The sequence below is a fragment of the Nocardiopsis sp. NPDC007018 genome (assembly GCF_040635075.1).
GTDB lineage: Bacteria > Actinomycetota > Actinomycetes > Streptosporangiales > Streptosporangiaceae > Nocardiopsis.
In genome coordinates this window covers 25,703-43,482 of the sequence record NZ_JBEYHA010000012.1, presented here as the reverse complement: position 1 = coordinate 43,482, position 17,780 = coordinate 25,703, and the positions used below count along the sequence as shown (strand labels likewise).

Below are 17,780 nucleotides of genomic sequence, written 5' to 3'. Positions count from 1 at the left end.
GCGACGAGGGTTGACTGTCCGCTCAGAACAAGTGGAATAGGTGGAGGTCACCGTCCCGACCCATCCATCAGCCAGGAGTGTGAGCGAGAATGCTCCAGACCTTCCCGGTCCAGGATCTCAGACAGATCTCGGCACGGCTTCACGACGAGTTCAGCGGGCTGTCCCCCCGCCGCGTCGAGCGCTGTGTCACCGATACCTGGCACTGCGCCGAACACCTGGGCATCACGGTCACACCGCACCTCGTCGAGCGGGTCGCGCGCGAGCACCTGGAGGCCATGGTGAACTCCGTGCCGCCCTCCGCCGTCCGCAGGGCCGCCCGCCGCTCGGGGACGACGCTGTTCACCGGCCACCGCGCGGTCCCGGAACCGCGCTGAGCCCGGTGGCGTGACGGCCGGGCACGGACCCTCACGGGAGCCGCGCCCGGCCGTCGCGCCGCCCGGTCCGGGCCGCGTCCGTACCCGCTCTCCGGGGCGCGGCCTCCTCCGGGGCCCGGTCGCCACGTGAGGCGGACCGAGGACCCCGCGCCCCGCCGACCGGTTGCGCACAAGCGGGAGCGGACCCGCCGCCCCCTGGCATACGCTTCAGTTCGTGCCATCCCCTTCGCCCTCACCCACAGGCCCCGACGTCCCCGCAGCCGCCTTCGAGGAGATGCTGCGCGCGGCCAGAGCCCTGCTCGCCATGCGGCACCCGCTCGACGCGGAGCTGGCCTTCAGCGCCCTCCTGGGCTCCTGGTGGGGTGAACGACTGCCCGGTGTGGACGTGGAGCGGCTGCTCGGCGAGGGGCTGATCACGCACGCCACCGCCTCCGGCCGACCGGCGGGGCTGGGAGTGCTGGCCGCGATCACGGCGCTGGGCACCTCCCCGTCCCAGCGCGAGCTGGCCGAACAGGGCATGATCGCCCTGCGCGAGCGGGGGCTCCAGGCCCCGGCGTGGGCCTCGCAGCTGGGCGCCGTCTCCCCCGTGGCCGTCTACGTGAACGGCGACCGGTTCGGCGACACCGACGACGTCGTGTGCGTGTTCAGCCGGGACGCGCCCGACCGCACCGGATCGATGCCGGCCGAACACGCGCTCATCCTGGTCCTGGACCACAACAGCGGCGGGCTGCTGCGGGACGCCTGGGTCACGACCAAGGTCGACCTGCTGCTGGAGCAGTGCCGCGAACGCGCGGACGGCGACGACCTGGCCCGCTTCGACCGCCTGGAGCTGACCGAGGCGCGGGCCCTGCTCTCACGTGCGCTCGAACGCACCGAACGGGTGGTCACCGGGGTCCGCGCGGACCCCTCCGCCGGACCGACCGTGGAGCCGGTGGGGATCTCCTCCGCCGACCTCACCGGGGGCTCGCTGGCCTCGCTCTTCGCTCTGGCCGCGGCCCGGGTGCAGCGGCTCCCCCTCCCTCCGGACGGGGTCGTGCTCTCCCCGGTCCCCGTGTGGCGGCGCGACCGGCGCGCGGTCCTGGCCGCGCGCTTCCTCGCCTCGGACCAGGCGGCCGAGCTGTCGGACTCCTACGCGGCCAGCCGTTGCGTGGACCACATCATCGCGCACGGCTGCGACGTCGACTCGGGGCGGCCGCTGCGGGTGAGTCCCCGCAAGGTGGAGTCGTTCCTGCTGCACTGGCTGCCAGGCCGGGTCGTGCTGCTGCCCGAGGAACAGGAGGCCATGCCGCACGTACTCGCCGCGTGGGTGCGCTGGGCCGGGGCCCGTTCACAGCTCCCGGAGGTGGCGGTGGCCGCCACCCTGGACGCGGTGTGGGAGACCATCTCGGCCTTCGCCGCGACCTACCGCGACCCGGCCCGGCCCCTGGGGCTGCGCCAGGAGGCGGTGCGGCGCCTGCTGCCGGACGGCGACTTCGCCTCCCTGGCCCGGCGGATGTTCGCCTTCCCGCTGCTGGCCAGCGAGATCGTCACCGGCGCACCGGAGGAGTTCGCCCCGGACACCTCCCGGGGGCGTCGCGCCCTGTTGAGACTGGACCACTACGGCGAGTACGAGGCCGCCACCCCGCACAGCGGCCGCCACCACTCCACCGGCCAGGACCGCTGGTACCGGCCGGTCACCGGTACGGACGCCCAGCGGGAACGGGAACTGGACCGGCACGAGCGGCTGGCGAAGCGGCTCTGGGACGGCCGCCCCGCCAACCTGTGGGCGGCCGCCCGCCGGATGCTCGACCGGGGACAGGACCGCCCGACCGTGCTGGCCGTGCTCACCGAGGTGTTGTTCAGCGCCACCAGCGAGAGCGACCTGCGGCGCCGCCTCGACGCCCTGTAGCCGCGGTCAGTCGAGCATGCGGGTCCGCAGTGCCTCCAGGGTGCCCTCGGACAGTTTGAGGCCCTGGGCCACGTACGCGTCGAAGGAGCCGTACACCTCGTCGACGCGGTCGAACGCGGTGTCCAGGTAGGCGGCGCGGACCCGGGTCATGGGCTCCACGTCCTCCCACGGGAGCTGGCTGTCCTTGGACAACTGGCGCATCCAGCGGTCGGTGTTGGCCTGGCGCGCGTTGCTGACCAGGAAGTCCTCGGTGACCGCCGCACGGTCGACGCCGAGGAGGGTGAGCAGCAGCGCCGCGCCCCAACCGGTGCGGTCCTTGCCCGCGCTGCAGTGGAAGACCAGGGACGTCGGCCCCTTGGCGGCGCGCTCGACCAGTTCGCGGTAGCCGTCCAGGGCCTCGGTGTCGGAGACCAGGGCCCGGTAGACCTCCCGCATGAACCGTTCGGCGGCCCCACCGCCGAACACGGCCCTGGCGCGGTCCGGGTCGGAGAGCAGGTCGACGAAGTTGGCGCCCGCCGCCTCGGCGTTCTGGACGCCCACGACGGCGTACTCGGCCCCTTCCGGGACCACGTCGGGCAGGCGGTCGCGCTCGTGGTGGGTGCGCAGGTCCACCAGCTGGCGGAGGCCGAGGCCCTGGTAGACGTCCAGGTCCGGCCCGGTGATGGTGTGCAGGGCGTCGGAGCGGTAGATGAGGCCGCTCCGAACGGTACGGCCTTCCCTCGTGCGGTGGCCGCCGAGGTCACGGAAGTTGGGGGCACTGGGGAGGAGGAAACCGTCATTCGTCACGACGCAGACGATACCCACCGACCCGGCGCCCCGTCACCACGTGGCCGGCACCGGACGCGCCCTCAGCCCGCGTCCCCCCGCAGGGCCTCGATCTCGGCACCGGCCTCCTTGACGTCCTTGGCGGTGTCGACCCCGCGCCAGAACCCGTCGATGCGGTAGGCGGCGAGCCGCCCCGCCGCGGCCAGGTCGGGGAAGGTCGAGGACTCGTGGTCGCCCTTGACGGGCAGCAGCGGGGTCAGGCCGGGCTCGAACAGGTAGACGCCCGCGTTGATCCACACCGGCAGCAGCGGGCTCTGGGTGAACCCCTCCACCCGGTCGTCGGCGTCGACGTCGACGATGCCCCAGGTGGTACGGAACTGGGCCAGGGCCAGGGTGCCGAGCCCGCCCTTGGCGCGGTGGTGGTCGGTGAGCTCGTCCAGCGGGAACCAGGTCAGCACGTCGCCGTTGAGCGCGAAGTACGGCGCCTCGGGGTCGCGGAGCCCGGTCGCGGCGTAGCGCAGCGCTCCGCCCCGGCCCAGCGGCTCGTCCTCGACCAGAAGAATGATCTCGGGCCCCTCCCGCCGCTGGTCCAGGTGCTCGCGCAGGACCTCGGCCTTGTAACCGCAGGAGACGACGACCTGCTCGACACCGTGCGAGGCCAACCACTCCATCTGGTAGTCGACGATGGGCCGTCCGGCCACCTCCACCATCGCCTTGGGGCGGGTGTCGGTGTAGGGCCGCAGCCGGGTGGCCTGTCCTCCAGCGAGGATCAACGCCTGTCTGACGGGGGACTCGGAGGATGTGCTCGCAGCGGTCATGTACTGGACAGTAGCAGGAGGGGGACGGGGATTCCCTAGCGCTGCTGGGTGGCGTCGGCGTAGGCCAGGCGCACGTCTTCGCTGGTGACCACGGTCAGCTCGGCGGCGGTGGCCGACTCCCCCACCTCCTGGGAGACCCGCAGGTCGCGGTGGGAGCAGGCCCGCTCGTAGAGGGAGCGCGCGAAGCGGCCGTTGCCCAGCTCGTCGATCCACCCGGTCTCGCACACGTGCGTGAAGATGCTGTGGAGGTCCTCGCGCGCCGTGTCGTCGAAGACGTCCCCCGTACGCGCCGCCACCGCGTCCGCGATCTCGGACAGCTCTCCCGGCTCGTAGGACGGGAACCGCACGCGGACGTTGAACCGCGAGGACAGCCCTGCGTTGGAGGCCAGGAACCGGTCCATCTCGTCGGTGTAGCCCGCCAGGACCACCACGAGCCGGTCGCGGTCGTCCTCGGCGCGCTTGAGCAGGGTCTGGATGGCCTCGGCGCCGAACGCGTCACCACCGCTGTATCCGGGGTTGACCAGGGAGTAGGCCTCGTCCACGAACAGCACACCGCCCATGGCGCGGTCCACCAGGCGGTTGGTCTTGACGGCGGTGGCGCCCAGGTGCTCACCCACCAGGTCCGCGCGCTGGGCCTCCACCACCTCGGAGCGGCCCAGCATGCCGAGCGCGGAGAAGACCCGGCCGAGCACGCGCGCGACCGTGGTCTTGCCGGTGCCGGGCGGGCCGGTGAAGACGAAGTGGCGCATCGGCGGCTGGTGCGGCAGGCCCTGTTCCTCGCGCAGCCGCGCCACGCGCAGCTGCGCGACCAGCGAGCGCACCTGCTCCTTGACCGGTTCCAGACCGATCATGCCGTCGAGTTCGGCCATCGCCTCCTCCAGACCGGGGGACTCCCCGAAGCCGGGGAGGCGGGAGGTGAGTTCGGCGTAGGCGGTCTCGACGTCCGCGGCGAGCACGGTGACCAGGGCGTCCGCGCTGGGGCGCAGGGCGGGCGCGTCGCCGTCGGTCCCGGAGGTGACGACGCGGACGTCGCGGGCCTGGGAGGCCTTCTCCACCAGGGAGCGGGCGAAGCGGCCGTTGCCGAGCTCGTCCACAGCCTCGCGCTGCACCGCCTGGTCGAAGCGGCGGCGCAGGGTGCGGGCGGCCTCGGGGTCGAGGTAGTCGCCGCGCTGTCCCACGAGGTTCTCGGCGATGCGCAGGAGTTCGGCGGAGGAGTAGCTGGGGAAGCTGATGCGGGTGGAGAACCGGGACGCCAGGCCGGGGTTGGTGGCCAGGAAGGCGTCCATCTCCTTCTCGTATCCCGCCAGGATGACGACCAGCTGGTCACGGTCGTCCTCGGCGCGCTTGAGCAGGGTCTGCACGGCCTCGTTGCCGAACCGGTCGGCCTGTCCGTCGCCTTCGTTGACCAGCGAGTACGCCTCGTCGACGAAGAGCACGCCGCCCAGGGCCCCGTCGATGAGCTCGTTGGTCTTGATGGCGGTGGCGCCGAGGTACTCGCCGACGAGGTCGGCGCGCTGGGCCTCCACCACCCGTGAGCTGGGCAGGAGGCCGAACGAGTGGAAAATGGTGGCGAGGGTGCGGGCGACGCTGGTCTTGCCGGTGCCGGGAGGCCCGGAGAAGACCAGGTGGCGCAGGGGCCGCTCCACGGAGAGCCCGGCGTCCGCCCGCAGCCGGGCGGCCTCGATGGAGGCGGCGATCCCCCGGACCTGCTGCTTGACGGGTTCCAGCCCGATCATGTTCTCCAGCTCGGCCAGGGCCACGTCGACGGGGACGGGCTCCTCCTCGGTGTCGTCGCCCCCGGGGGCGCCGCCCCCGCGCGTCCCGTCGGAGCCCCGGCCGCGCAAGCCCTGGCGTCCGCCCTGGTTCCCGGCCCGGTCGGCGCCGGCGGGCGCGTTCCGCCCCGTCCCCGCCGAGGGCTCGCCGGACCCGGGCCCGGATCTGGTGCCGTTCCCGCGCTTCTCGTCGTTCTCCCGGCTCTCCCTGGCCACCTGTCCGGAGGCGAGCAGCCGCCACAGCAGGCAGGCCCCGGCCGCGGCGTAGAGCACCGCGATCCCGGCCCCGGCGGGGAAGGATTCGACGATCATGCCGACCAGCGCCACGGAGAACCCGGAGACCAGACCGGCGGTGAGCGAGAGCAGCGCGGTGTGCCAGGCGGGGAACTCCCGGGCCCGCCCCGCGGCCAGCACCACGAGCAGGGGCAGCGGCAGGACGAGCAGGGTGACCGGTTCTCCGGTGAGCGGGATCTGGAACAGCGGGACGGCGACGGCCAGCCACACCACCGAGACCACCACGGTGAGGAAGGAGTCGAAGGAACGCATCAGCGCGGCGAACGCCACCAGCACGAGCAGTGTGCCGACCAGGACGTTGACCACCGGCAGGCTCAGCACGAAGGCCGCGACCGCGGCCACGGTGAGCACCACCAGCCCCGCCGCCAGGCGCTGCCCGAGGGGGAGCCCGCGGTGGACGGCGCGCAGGCGGTCCAGCGCGGAGGCCCGTTCGGGTGGCGCGGCGGCGGCGGAACGCGTCTGGCGCGTCATCCCTAGCCCCTTCCTGCGTGGGGGTCGCGTGGTCGGCCCGGGGGCGGGCCGGGGTCGGAGGGGAACGGCGCCCGGGCTCCGGCGGTCGGGCCGGGGCGTCGTCCCGGAGTCGGGTCGAAGGGAGCGGTCCAGGGAACAGCCTTGCCCCAAGGGGGGTCGGATGTCCAGTGCGGGGTGGCGTGTCGCGGGCCGCCCGGCGCGGATCAGAGGCGGATCAGAGCAGGGGGATCTGTCCTCCGGGGGCGGGTCGGACCCGGCGCAGGTGGCTCCAGCGGGGCAGGTCGTCGAGGTAGGACCAGCTCACGCGGTGCTGCGGGGTGGGGCCGTGCTCGGCCAGGGCGGACTTGTGCACGGGCGAGGGATAGCCCGCGGCGCGCTCGAACCCGTACCCGGGGTGCTCGTCGGCGAGTTCCGCCATGAGGGCGTCGCGCCGGACCTTGGCCAGGATCGCGGCGGCGGCCACGCTCACGCAGTGCAGGTCGCCCTTGACCTGGGTGCGCACCCGCCAGGGCCGACCGATGAAGTCGTGGCGGCCGTCGAGGATCACGGCGTCGGGGCGGGGGTCGAGGGCGTCCAGGGCCCTGCGGGCGGCGCGGTGCAGGGCCTCGGTCATCCCGACCTCGTCGATCTCGGCCGCCTCGGACCAACCGAAGGCGTGGTCGGCGACCCAGGGCTCGATCCGGGCGGCGAGTTCGCGGCGCCGTTGGGGGGTCAGTCGCTTGGAGTCGGTGAGTCCGGCGGGCGGCGCGTCCTCGCCGGGGATCGCGGCGCAGACCAGGAGGGGTCCGGCCCAGGCACCGCGGCCCACCTCGTCGACGCCCGCCACCACGCGCGCGCCGTGGGAGCGGAGCTCGTTCTCGACCTCCAGGGTCGGGGCGGGGGTCGGGTCGCCCTTCGGGGCGCTGTTCTTCGGGGTTGTCGTCGTCGGCACGCCACAACCCTAGGGCGGCCGGGGGACCTCCGGGGCCGGTTCCGCACCCCTTCCGGACGCCCCTCTGATGGGTATTGTGCGACTCACCGTGCGTGACAACCAGTCATGGAGCGTGACTTTCGGTAGTTTCCGCTTGTTGGGACCGCCGTGCCGGGCCGCCGGAAGGAATGGACATGCAGCACACCAGGCCGAGAACACGGCCCGTACCCCCGCCGCGCACTCCGGCCCGCCCCGCGTCACGGCACCGGCCCGGTCCCCCGTTCCTGCACGGTCGCCTCTACGACGTCATCGCCGCCGCCACCCGGGTGGGGGTGGGCTGGGTGTTCGCCGAGTACGGACTGGCGCTGCGCGGCCGGGAGGCCCTGGTCACCGAGCGGCTGGCCGACTCCGGGGTGCCCGCCGCCTCCCTGGTCGCGCCCGTGGTCCCCGCGCTGCTCGTCGCGCTCTCGGTCTCCTTCGCCGTGGGTCTGCTCACATGGCTGACCGGGCCGCTCCTGGCCCTGTCAGCCGTGGTCGGCACGCTCGCCACCGCGGCCTCCGAGTCCTCCCCGTTCGGCTCCTGGGGAGCGACCGCGCTGGTCACGGCGGTGTGCGTGCTCATGGCGGTCGGCGGGGGCCGGTGGTCGTGGGACTACCTCGTCCTCACTCCCCGGCCCCGCGGACACCGCCAGGTCAGCCGCCGTGGCGTCTCCGCCAGGCGGGGACGGACGTCCGCTCTTTCCCCCCGTCGCCCCGAACACGCCCCTCCTCTGCTCTATCCTGTGGAGCAGGCCGCACCGCGTCGGCCGAATCGACTGTGACGCGGCCCGTTCGAGCCCCTCGGCCGCCCATCGGGCCCGCGTCGCCGTGACCCGGATTCGATGGAAGGATCGCCATGTCCGCCTCGGCTTCCGGCCCGAACCCCGACGGGTCCGTGGCCAAGCTGATCGAGATCGCCGAGAAGCCGACGCTGGGCCAGCGGCTGATCAGCTGGGCCTCCCGTCCCCCCGGCCGGCTCTACATCCCCGCCTGCGCGGTGATCGGGCTGGCCCTGCTCTTCGAGGACAGCGTGCCCGCCGGGCACCTGCCCACGTTCGTGATCGGCCTCGGCGGCGGGCTCCTCCTGGCCGGGATGGGCGCGCTGCGCCTCGGGATCGCGCTGGCCGTGGCCCGGCCGATGATCCGCCACTACTGGCTGCGCTGGATCTCCGCCCCGCTCATCGCCTTCCTGGCGCTGGGCCTGGCCGTCGCCGACGTGCCGCTCAAGACACGCGTGGCGGGTTCCTCCGAGCAGCTCCTGGAACTACGCGACGAGGTGGCCGACCCCACGACCATCCCCCGCAACGGGGAGTGGACCGGCCTCTACCCGTTGCGCAGCGTGTCCGTCACCGGCGACGTCACCCACTACGAGGTGGAGAAGGCCGGGCTGTTCTACCCGGCCGGACTGGCGCACAGCACCGAGGAGATCCCCGTGGGGGTCTTCGTTCCCGGCCAGGGGTCGCGGATCTACGAACACGTCTCCGGCGACTGGTACGTGTGGGTGGACCACTAGGACGGGGAGCGGGTGGGACCGGCGCTTTACCCGGCGCTGTCCCGCTCCAACCCGGCTCTCACCCTCGGCGTGTAGACAGGGACGGTCCCCCGGGAGACACCCTCACGGTTCTCCCCCACCGCAGTCTCGTCACCCGAGAAGAGGAACCATGCGCGAGTTCGCGCTCACCCTTCACCTGCGTCTGCACGACTCCCTCACCGCGCTGCGCCGCGCCCACGCCGTCGGAGACGACGACCTCGCCAAGGCGCAGGCCGGAGAGGTCGAGGACCTCGTCGAGATCGCCGCACGGCACGGCATCGACATCGCCGGATACTCGGGGCTGACCCTGCACCCGGCCCTGACGACCGCGAGCTGAGTTCGCGCACGGTACGCGCGCGACGGGGGCCCCGCCACCCCCCCGGAGTCCGGGAGGGCGGCGGGGCCCCGTGCGTTCCGTCGGCGGTGGCCGGCCGGTCCGGGATCAGCGACCCCGGCGACCGCCCTGGCCGCCCCGGTACCCGTCACCGCGCTCGAACTGCTGGCGCATCGCGGTGTCCTGCTGGCTCTGGTACTCCTCGGCCATCTGCTGCTGGCGGGCCGCGGCCGCCGCCACCGAACCCTGCACGCCCTCGAAGGCCTCGTGCGCGGCGGAGGCTCCCAGCGAGCGGGACGCGCCGCCGCCGTTGTCGAGCACCTGGGGCAGCAGCTGTGCGGTGAGCAGGGTGGACAGCGCGGAGCCGTCCCCGGAACCGCCCTCCGTCTGCACCACGACCGGACGCGGGGCCCGCTCGGCCAGCGCGGCGCCGACGTCGAGGCGGCGTCGGGCCAGCTCGTACTCCAGCACGGCCCGGTTGTCCCGGTAGGCCGTGGCCAGCCGGTGCTGCGCCTTGGCCTCGTTCTCGGCGGCGACCAGGTCTGCCCGCCCGCGCGTCTCGATCTCGTACCGCACCCGCTGGGCCTCGGTCTCCTGCTCCTCCAACATCTGGGCCACGTCCTTGCGCGCCTTGTTCAGGGAGGCGTTGACCTCGACGATCTTCGCGTCACGGGTCTTCTTGGAGCGCTCGATGTCCATCAGCAGGGTGTCGATGCGGCGCTTGCGCGTGAGCTCCCACTCCTGCTCGTAGGCGACCAGTTCCTTGGCGACCCTCTCCCGGGTGGCCAGGTGCTGCTGGTACTGGCTGGGCAGCTGCACGTCCGGGATGTTGCAGCCGGTGATGGTCACGCCGTACTTGTGCAGCTGCGTGTTGAGCAGGCTGCGCATGTCCTCGACGTTGGAGCCGCGCAGGTCGTAGGCGGACTCGGTGTTCACCATGCGGCTGCGCTGGCGGATGGCGTCCTGCACCGCGCTGGACAGCACCAGGTCGAAGTTGCTCGCGCCGATCGAGGTGACGAACCGGTACGGCTCCTCGATCCGGAACTTCAGGAAGAACTCGATCGACTTCAGCGGCACGTTCTCCCGCGTGGGGCAGGCCAGTACGGGCGCCGTGTAGGGGATCTCCGTGCGCGTGTCGACCACGAAGTCCACCCGCGCCCACGGGTGCCACAGGTAGTGGCGGCCCGGGCCGATGCTCTTGGCGAAGGCGCCGTACTTGGTGAGGATGCCGGTGGTGCCCTCCTCGATCTCCACGATCGAGCCGCGCCACCACCACAGGCCCGCCGCCAGCACGCTGAGCACGCCGACGAGCAGGGTCGGCACGGCCAGGGTCCCGTAGGCGAGACCGGCCACGGCCCCGCCGAAGGCGACGTGCAGCGACATCATCAGGGCGGAGGTGATGGCGAACAGGCCGAACCAGACCAGGATGGTCCAGCGCAGGCCGCGGGTGTCGCGCGGGATGACGACGGGGACGATCGCGCCCTGGTCGCCGCCGCGCAACAGGCCCGCGAGGTCTCCCCACGAGGCCAGGGACTCCTTGATGTTGGAGCCACCGCCGGGGTTGAAGGACTCACTCATCTACTGACCTCCCGGGAACTGGCCCTGCGAACCGCCCTGCGACCACGGGGGCAGCGGCGGGTCCTGCGGGTTCTGGAACGGGGCGCCGGTCGGCGGCGGGGCGTCGGACGGGGACCGCGTCGCGGACGTCGGAGCCGTGGTGTCGGCGGGGGCGTCGGCGGGCGCGGCCTCGGAGATGCGTTCGTCGATGGCGTCGTCGCTCACCGACTGGCGGATCTCCTCCACGAGGTCCTCACCCGGGTCCTCCGCTGTGGGGCGGCGGCGCTCGCCCGCCTCGTCCTCGACGATCGCGTCGATCTCCTGTTGGCGCTCGGCGATGCGGGAGTTGATGTCCCCCAGGCGCTCACGGATCGCGGCCATGTCGGCGTCGGAGAACAGGGCCGCGTCGGTCTGGCCGATGATCTCCTGGGCGATGCGCAGGTAGTCGACGCTGGCGCCGTCACCGGAGCCGATCCTCAACACCTGCGGCAGGCTGTCGGCGACCGACTCCAGCTTGTCCAGGAGGTTCTCCCGGAACCGGTAGTTGAGGATCTCGGGGGCCTCGGCGGCGCTGACCGCGCGGATGTCCAGGGCCTGGGCCTGGAGGAGCGCCGCGTTGGCGTTGGCCTCGGACTCGGCCTCCACGAAGCGCTGCCGGGCGGTGGCGCGGGCGCGGTTGGTCTCACGCTCGAGAGCGGTGTCCATCTGCGCCTGGTACTGGGCGATGTCGGCCTGGATCGCGGAGAGCGTCTCGTTGAGGGTGGCGAGCTCCTTGTTCAGGTCACCCTCGTTCTGTTCCTTGCGGAGCTGGAGCTCGTACTCGAACGTGTAGGCGTCCTTGGCCACGCGGACCATCTCCGGCGCCGCCAGGTCCATCCGGTACTCCTGGCTGGAGGGCTCGGCATGGGTGATGTTGGCGCTGGTCAGGACGACGATGCCGCCGAACTGGCGGTTCAGGGAGTCCAGCAGCGCCTGGGTGCTCTCGCCGACCATGTCGTAGATCGCCGAGGCCTCCTGCTCGTAGATGAGGCTGCGGGTGGTCTCGCTGATGGCGTTGTTGAGCTTCTCCTGGAAGCCCGGGACGCCGCCGAGGGTGTAGACGAAGTCGGTGGCGTTCTCGATCTTGAACTGCACGAAGAGGTCGACCGAGGCCTGGACGCCGCTCTTGGTGGGGGCGGAGCGGATCGGGGCGTTGAACGGGTACTCGCGCGTGGTGTTGACGATGTAGGAGACGCGCTTCCAGGGGTTGAACAGGGTGACCCTGCCCGGCTGGTAGAGGTTCTCCATCTTGCCGAAGCGGGTGACGATGGCCTGGCAGCCCTCCGGCACCATGACCATGCCCTGGCGCCACCACATGAAGCCGGTGACGGCCGCGGTGATGATCCAGTAGTGGACGCCGAAGAAGGGGTTGAGCAGGGGGTTGGCTCCGGTGACCATCGCCGTGGCGGCGGCGGTCGAGAAGCCGATGACGCCGATGACGACCAGGGCGATCGCGGGGAGCATCGTCACGAAGGTGCGTCCCCGGGGGATGACCATCGGGCAGATGACGTGGACGGGGCCGCCCCGGCCGCGCTCGTAGTAGCTGCGGTTGAGGGCCTCGCCCGCGGTGCTCAGCGAGGTGGTCTTCTGTTCGATCCGGGTGTCGACGGAGGCGCCCTGTTCGCGTGCCGCCACGAAGTCCCGGGGATCGAGACCGCCCTCCGAACTCTGACCGGCCCGCTGACCGGAACCCGGTCCGGTCATCTGGCCCGCGGCCTGTTGGACTGCGTCGGTCACGGCCTGGCGCGGGTCGCCCCCCTGGGCTACCGCGCTGGCCGCGCCGCGCACCGTTTGCGCGAACGACATAGGCATGCACTTCCTTCGACGAATCAGCGGGAACTATCGGGTTCGACGTGGCGTACCGAGATCTGGTTCCAGGTCGGGACGGGTTCATCGCCGGACAAACCGGTAGTGGTCTGCACCTAGCTTGTCACGGGGGCAAGCCGAAACCCATCGGTCGTGTCCCGAGCGTGACGCGAAACGGGCCGCACGGTGACCCCGCGCCGATCCGCCCGCTGACCAGGGCGCCCTCCGCCGCACGCGTGCCGGATGGCGCCGCCCCGGGGGCGGGGCTAGCCTCGACGTGACCGCATCGCGCAGAACGGGGAGCCCTCGATGTCCGCAGTACCCAGTGCCGTCCTGACCACCGCCGGACTGATCGGCGGATACTCGGTGGCCCGCGCCACCGGCAACCGGCCGCTCGGTGGCGCGGTACTGGCCGGTTTCGGCGCGGCGGCCTTCGAGACCACGCGCCGCGGTTCCGGGATGGGCGCCGCGGGCGTCCTCACCGCCGTGTACGTCGCGGCCTTCGGCCTGTCGCACCCGCTGGCCAAGAGGGTCGGGGCCTGGCCCGCCGTACTGGGCGTGACCGCGGCGACCGCCGCCGTCGCCGTGGCCGCCGGAGACCGCTCCGAGGCCTGAACCCTCAGCGCGGGGGGCGGTGGCGGCCGTGGATGTAGGCCTCCAGCTGCTCCCGGTCGTCCTCCAGGACCCGCACACGGCTCTTGACCAGGTCCCCGATGCTGACGATCCCGGCCAGCCGACCCTCGGAGGTCACCGGGACGTGCCGGAACCGGCGTACGGTCATGCGTTCGCTGACCTCCTCCACGGTGTCCTCGGGAGTGCACGTGACGACGTCGGCGGTCATGATGTCGGAGACCGGCGCGGACAGCACGGCGGGCCCCCGGCGTTCCAGGTGACGGACCACGTCCCGCTCGGAGACGATCCCCACGAGGGTGTCGTCCTCGGCCACGACGACGGCGCCGATGTTGTGACGGGCGAGTTCGGCGAGCAGGTGGGCGACGGTCGACTCGGGAGCGACGCGCACCACCTCGGACCCCTTCGCCCGCAGGATCGCGGCGATCAGCATGGGCACCACCTTCTCCCGGTCCTCGACGGGTGCCGAAGGGTTACCCGCTCCCCGCCCCCGTCAACCACGGGGTCCGCGCCGCGCACGGGCACGGGGTCACCCGCTCCTCCGCTCCGGCAGGAGGACGGCGCGCCCCAGCCGCCTCAGGGTCCGCCACGTCTCCGGGCGTTCGCGCGGGCCCGGGGTGCGGGCGATGTCGTTGGCCACGTTCAGCACGATCGCCACGCGGACCTCGGCCTCGGCCTCGGTCATCCCGGGGACACTGGCCAGCACGAGCGTCACCCACTCGCCGACGTACTCGCGCTGCGTCCGCCTGGTCCGCTCACGGTCGCTCCCCTCGCAGTGCCGGGAGTCGCACAGCAGGACGGTCACGTAGTCGTGGTGCCGGGCCACGAAGTCGACGTAGGACGCCAGCAGCCGCCGGAGTCCGTCGGCCGGGTCCCAGGCCCCGCGCAGGGCGCGGTGCATGTCGTGGCGCAGCCACTCGTCACCCCGGTGCAGCAGGGCCGCCAGCAGATCCCTCTTGGACTCGAACTCGCGGTACACGCTGGAGGTGGACAGCCCCGCCCGGTGGCGGATGTCGTCGATGCCCACCGCCGGGTACCCGTGTTCGGCGAACAGGGCCAGGGCGCCCGCGAGCAGGCGCTCGCGCCTCGCCGTCGGCACCAGCCCCGTGGGGAGCCGGGCGGGCGCGCCCTCTCCCTCCGCCGGTGCCGGGGTGAGTTCGGCGATGGAGAGCAGCACCTCCTGGAGCACCTGTTGCCGACGGGACGCCGACAGCGTCGGACGCCTGGAGGAGGTGACGGTCATCGCCGAGCACAGGCCCCGTGCCAGCAGTCGGGACCCGCGCTCGTCCAGGTCCGGCCTGCGGTCCGCGATCATCGACGCGATGAGCCGCATGCTGCGGGAGACCTCGCCCCGCAGCAGTCCGTACTGCTCGGCCGGGAGCCCCCGCGCCTCACGGACCCAGAGCACCCCGAGCCGGTCGTGTTCCGTGGCGGTGCGGGCCAGGCTCCGCGTCACCGTGTCCAGATCGGCTCCCCGGACCTCGGCGATGGTCTCCCGGAACGGTTCCATCTCGTTCGTCACCGCGGCGGTGAGCAGCTGCGGTTTGCCGCGGAAGTGCCGGTAGAGCGCCGAGGGGCTCACGTTGACGGCGTCGGCGACCATGTTCATGGACACGGCCTCGTAGCCGTGCCGGTGGAACAGGTCGGTCGCCGCCGCGATGATCAGTTCGCGGCGGTTGCGGGGCCGGGTGCCGCGCTCGGGTCCCTCAGCCACCTCGTCTGCCATGGTCCTCCCCACTCACCGGCCGCGCCGCCTCGCCCGGGGCCCCGTGGGCCCCCTCCCGGTGAGCCCTGCGGAGCTCGCGTTTGAGGATCTTACCGGTGCCTGCCAGCGGCATCTCGGAAACGAGCTCGGAACTCCGGGGCGACTTGTAGGACGCGATGTGCGCCAGGCAGTGCTCGCGCAGTTCTTTCGTGGAGGGCTGGTGCCCCGGCCGCGGCACCACCACGGCGTGCACGCGTTCCCCCCAGACGGGGTCGGGGACGCCGATCACCGCGCACGAGGCCACCCCGGGGTGGCCGGCCAGCACCGACTCGACCTCGGCCGAGTACACGTTCTCCCCGCCCGTGATGATCATGTCCTTGATGCGGTCCACCACGTGGACGTACCCGCGACCGTCCATGAACCCGGCGTCCCCGGTGTGCATCCACCCGCCGCGCAGGGCCCGTTCCGTCTCTTCCGGGCGTTGCCAGTAGCCCACCATCACGTGGTCGCCGCGCACGACGATCTCCCCGACCGTGCCCCGTTCCACCTCCCGGTCCCGCTCGTCGACCACCCGGACCTCGGAGTGCGGCGCCGCCCGCCCGGCCGAACGGCGCAGCTCCTCGTGTTCGTGGTCGGCGGGGAGCAGGACCGTGGCGATGGGGGCCAGCTCGGTCATGCCGTAGGCCTGGGCGAACCCGGCTCGGGGGAAGAGCTGGCGCACGCGCTCCAGCAGGGCGTCGGAGATCGGCGAGGTCCCGTAGGTCACGTGCCGGACCCCGGACAGGTCGCGCCGCTCCGCGTCGGGGTGGTCGACCATCATCTGGAGCATGGTCGGCACCAGGAGCACGTCGGTGACCTGTTCGCGCTCCAGGACCTCCAGGACCTCGCCCGGGTCGAAGGACGGCAGGAACAGGTGCGTCGCCCCCCGGATGAGTCCGGTGAGCCAGATGAAGGCCCCGGCCAGGTGGAACATGGGTGCCACGTGCAGCGCGCGGCCGCCGGTGCCGGTCGTGTCCCCGGACGCCAGGAAGCCCAGCGCGCTCACGGCGACGTTGTCGTGGCTGAGCATGACCCCCTTGGGGGTGCCGGTCGTTCCTCCCGTGTAGAAGATCCCGAACAGGTCGTCGCCGCCCCTGCGTGAGTCGGGGACCGGCCCCGCCCCCGCGACCAACTGCTCGTGGTCGACCATGTCACTGGGGCAGGGCCGGCTTCCGGAGTGGACGAGTTCCCGCAGGTCGGGGCAGCGGTCGAGGAGTTCGCGGCCCGCCTCTCGTGTGTGGTCGTCCACGAACAGGACCCCGACCCCCGACTCGTCCACGGCGTGGGCCAGCTCGGGCACGCTCCACCGGAAGTTCAGCGGGACGAGCACGGCGTCGGCCCAGGGCACCGCGAGCAGCACCTCGTGGAAGTGCTCGGAGTTGAGTGCCAGGACACCCACCCGGTCACCGGACGACACCCCCCGCTCGCGCAGTGCTCCGGCCAGGCGGGCCACCCGGTTGACCGACCGGGCCACGGTGAGGTCGCCGTCGCGGTGCCGTACCAGCGGGCGGCCGGGGTCCTGCTGGAGGGCGTTGTGCAGGTACTGCGTCAGGTACATGGCGTGCTCCGTCACGGTGTTCGGGGGGCGGCGACCGCGGCGGGCGGCGCGCTCGGTGGTCGAGAGGTCGGGGGGCGGCGGACCAAGGGGGCGGGGGTCAGAGCTGGCGGGAGATCACCTCCTTCATGATCTCGGTGGTGCCCCCGTAGATGCGCTGGACCCGCTGGTCCACCCACAGGTGCGAGATCGGGTACTCGGCCATGTAGCCGTAGCCCCCGTGCAGCTGGAGGCACTGGTCGACCACCCGCGACGCGCGCTCGGTGGTCCAGTACTTGGCCATGGCCGCCGTGGCGGCGTCCAGTTCCCCACGCAGGTGCCGGGCGAGGCAGTCGTCGAGGAACGTGCGCGCCACCCTGGCCTCGGTGGCCGCCTCGGCCAGGGTGAACCGCGTGTTCTGGAAGTCGAAGACCCGACGGCCGAAGGCGGTCCTCTCCTTGGTGTAGGCGAGCGTGCTCTCCACGGCGGTCTCCATCGCCACGACCGCGGTGATGGCGATGGTGAGCCTCTCCTGGGGCAGCTGTTCCATCAGCTGGGCGAACCCCCGGCCGGGTTCGCCGCCCAGCACGCGGTCGGCGGGCACCCGCACCTCGTCCAGGAACAGCTCGGAGGCGTCCTGGCCGCGCTGGCCGATCTTCTCCAGGACGCGACCGCGCCGGAATCCGGGCCGGTCGGACTCCACGAGGATCAGTGACAGACCGTGCGCTCCCTCCCCGGGCCCGGTCCGGGCCACCACGATCACGAGATCCGCCTGGGTGGCGTTGGTGATGAACGTCTTGGACCCGCTGATCACGTACTCGTCACCCTCGCGACGGGCCCGTGTGGCCACCGCCTTCAGGTCCGAACCCGTCCCGGGCTCGGTCATCGCGATCGCCGCCACCACCTCGCCGGTGGCCATCGGCGGCAGCCAGGCGCGCCGCTGCTCCGGCGTTCCGTAGGCCAGCAGGTAGGGGGCCGCGACGGTGGAGTGCACCGCCACTCCCCACGCGGTGTCGCCCGCGCGCGCCTGTTCCTCCACGAGCACGGCCTCGTGCGCGTAGGTGCCGCCGCCACCGCCGTACTCCTCGGGGATGGACAGGCACAGCAGTCCCGCCCGCCCCGCCCGGTGCCACAGCTCGCGGTCCACCCGGTGCTGTTCACGCCAGCGCTCCTGGTGCGGCACCAGCTCCCGCTCGCAGAAGACGCGCGCCAGCTCGCGCAGTGCGGCCAGGTCCGCCGCGTCGGTCCCCGTCTCCTCGGTTCCCCGCATGTGT

At 72.6% G+C, this 17,780-nt stretch carries 16 protein-coding genes; 6 read left to right on the top strand and 10 right to left on the bottom strand.

The window, feature by feature from the left end; genetic code table 11:
- The first annotated feature begins 89 nt into the window (after positions 1 to 89).
- On the top strand, positions 90 to 374 hold the full coding sequence (locus ABZ635_RS09130) for a three-helix bundle dimerization domain-containing protein (RefSeq protein WP_357761282.1): 285 nt from the start codon (positions 90 to 92) through the stop codon (positions 372 to 374).
- 274 nt (positions 375 to 648) lie between these two features.
- Entirely contained in the window at positions 649 to 2,262 is a 1,614-nt protein-coding gene (locus tag ABZ635_RS09125) for a hypothetical protein (protein ID WP_357761485.1), read from the top strand.
- 6 nt (positions 2,263 to 2,268) lie between these two features.
- Here ABZ635_RS09125 and ABZ635_RS09120 read toward each other — a convergent pair whose 3' ends face one another.
- The 4 genes from ABZ635_RS09120 to ABZ635_RS09105 all read right to left on the bottom strand — a co-directional run bounded on the left by ABZ635_RS09120 (position 2,269) and on the right by ABZ635_RS09105 (position 7,313).
- Positions 2,269 to 3,066 (bottom strand): tyrosine-protein phosphatase, encoded by a 798-nt coding sequence (locus ABZ635_RS09120; protein ID WP_357761279.1) that lies wholly within the window; start codon positions 3,064 to 3,066, stop codon positions 2,269 to 2,271.
- Between the two features lie 44 nt (positions 3,067 to 3,110).
- Positions 3,111 to 3,845, bottom strand: coding sequence for a nucleotidyltransferase family protein (locus tag ABZ635_RS09115; protein WP_357761278.1), 735 nt, complete (start codon positions 3,843 to 3,845; stop codon positions 3,111 to 3,113).
- Between the two features lie 35 nt (positions 3,846 to 3,880).
- Positions 3,881 to 6,382 carry an AAA family ATPase gene (locus tag ABZ635_RS09110; RefSeq protein ID WP_357761275.1) on the bottom strand — a complete coding sequence of 834 codons (2,502 nt, stop codon included), beginning with the start codon at positions 6,380 to 6,382 and terminating at the stop codon, positions 3,881 to 3,883.
- 214 nt (positions 6,383 to 6,596) lie between these two features.
- A complete protein-coding gene (locus ABZ635_RS09105) occupies positions 6,597 to 7,313 on the bottom strand; it encodes a ribonuclease HII (protein ID WP_357761272.1) in 717 nt (238 codons plus the stop codon).
- Between the two features lie 173 nt (positions 7,314 to 7,486).
- Between ABZ635_RS09105 and ABZ635_RS09100 the strand changes: the two genes are divergently transcribed.
- From ABZ635_RS09100 to ABZ635_RS09090, 3 genes are all read left to right on the top strand, one after another.
- Entirely contained in the window at positions 7,487 to 8,113 is a 627-nt protein-coding gene (locus tag ABZ635_RS09100) for a DoxX family protein (RefSeq protein WP_357761269.1), read from the top strand.
- Between the two features lie 74 nt (positions 8,114 to 8,187).
- Positions 8,188 to 8,844: a hypothetical protein gene (locus ABZ635_RS09095; RefSeq protein ID WP_357761267.1), complete on the top strand. Its 657-nt coding sequence runs from the start codon at positions 8,188 to 8,190 to the stop codon at positions 8,842 to 8,844.
- A gap of 148 nt (positions 8,845 to 8,992) precedes the next feature.
- On the top strand, positions 8,993 to 9,199 hold the full coding sequence (locus tag ABZ635_RS09090) for a hypothetical protein (protein WP_357761265.1): 207 nt from the start codon (positions 8,993 to 8,995) through the stop codon (positions 9,197 to 9,199).
- Positions 9,200 to 9,304: 105 nt separating this feature from the next.
- On the opposite strand, the gene ABZ635_RS09085 is transcribed toward ABZ635_RS09090, so the two are convergent.
- Positions 9,305 to 10,774: an SPFH domain-containing protein gene (locus ABZ635_RS09085; RefSeq protein ID WP_357761262.1), complete on the bottom strand. Its 1,470-nt coding sequence runs from the start codon at positions 10,772 to 10,774 to the stop codon at positions 9,305 to 9,307.
- On the bottom strand, positions 10,775 to 12,598 hold the full coding sequence (locus tag ABZ635_RS09080) for an SPFH domain-containing protein (RefSeq protein ID WP_357761259.1): 1,824 nt from the start codon (positions 12,596 to 12,598) through the stop codon (positions 10,775 to 10,777).
- Positions 12,599 to 12,907: 309 nt separating this feature from the next.
- On the opposite strand from ABZ635_RS09080, the gene ABZ635_RS09075 reads away from it, so the two are divergent.
- Positions 12,908 to 13,213 carry a hypothetical protein gene (locus tag ABZ635_RS09075; RefSeq protein WP_357761256.1) on the top strand — a complete coding sequence of 102 codons (306 nt, stop codon included), beginning with the start codon at positions 12,908 to 12,910 and terminating at the stop codon, positions 13,211 to 13,213.
- 4 nt (positions 13,214 to 13,217) lie between these two features.
- On the opposite strand, the gene ABZ635_RS09070 is transcribed toward ABZ635_RS09075, so the two are convergent.
- From ABZ635_RS09070 to ABZ635_RS09055, 4 genes are all read right to left on the bottom strand, one after another.
- Positions 13,218 to 13,661: a CBS domain-containing protein gene (locus ABZ635_RS09070; RefSeq protein ID WP_357761253.1), complete on the bottom strand. Its 444-nt coding sequence runs from the start codon at positions 13,659 to 13,661 to the stop codon at positions 13,218 to 13,220.
- Between the two features lie 96 nt (positions 13,662 to 13,757).
- Positions 13,758 to 14,954: a TetR/AcrR family transcriptional regulator gene (locus tag ABZ635_RS09065; RefSeq protein WP_357761250.1), complete on the bottom strand. Its 1,197-nt coding sequence runs from the start codon at positions 14,952 to 14,954 to the stop codon at positions 13,758 to 13,760.
- Entirely contained in the window at positions 14,935 to 16,530 is a 1,596-nt protein-coding gene (locus ABZ635_RS09060; protein ID WP_357761248.1) for a long-chain-fatty-acid--CoA ligase, read from the bottom strand. Before ABZ635_RS09060 ends, ABZ635_RS09065 begins: the two co-directional genes overlap by 20 nt.
- Positions 16,531 to 16,627: 97 nt before the next feature.
- Positions 16,628 to 17,776, bottom strand: coding sequence for an acyl-CoA dehydrogenase family protein (locus ABZ635_RS09055; RefSeq protein WP_357761245.1), 1,149 nt, complete (start codon positions 17,774 to 17,776; stop codon positions 16,628 to 16,630).
- Positions 17,777 to 17,780 lie beyond the last annotated feature (4 nt).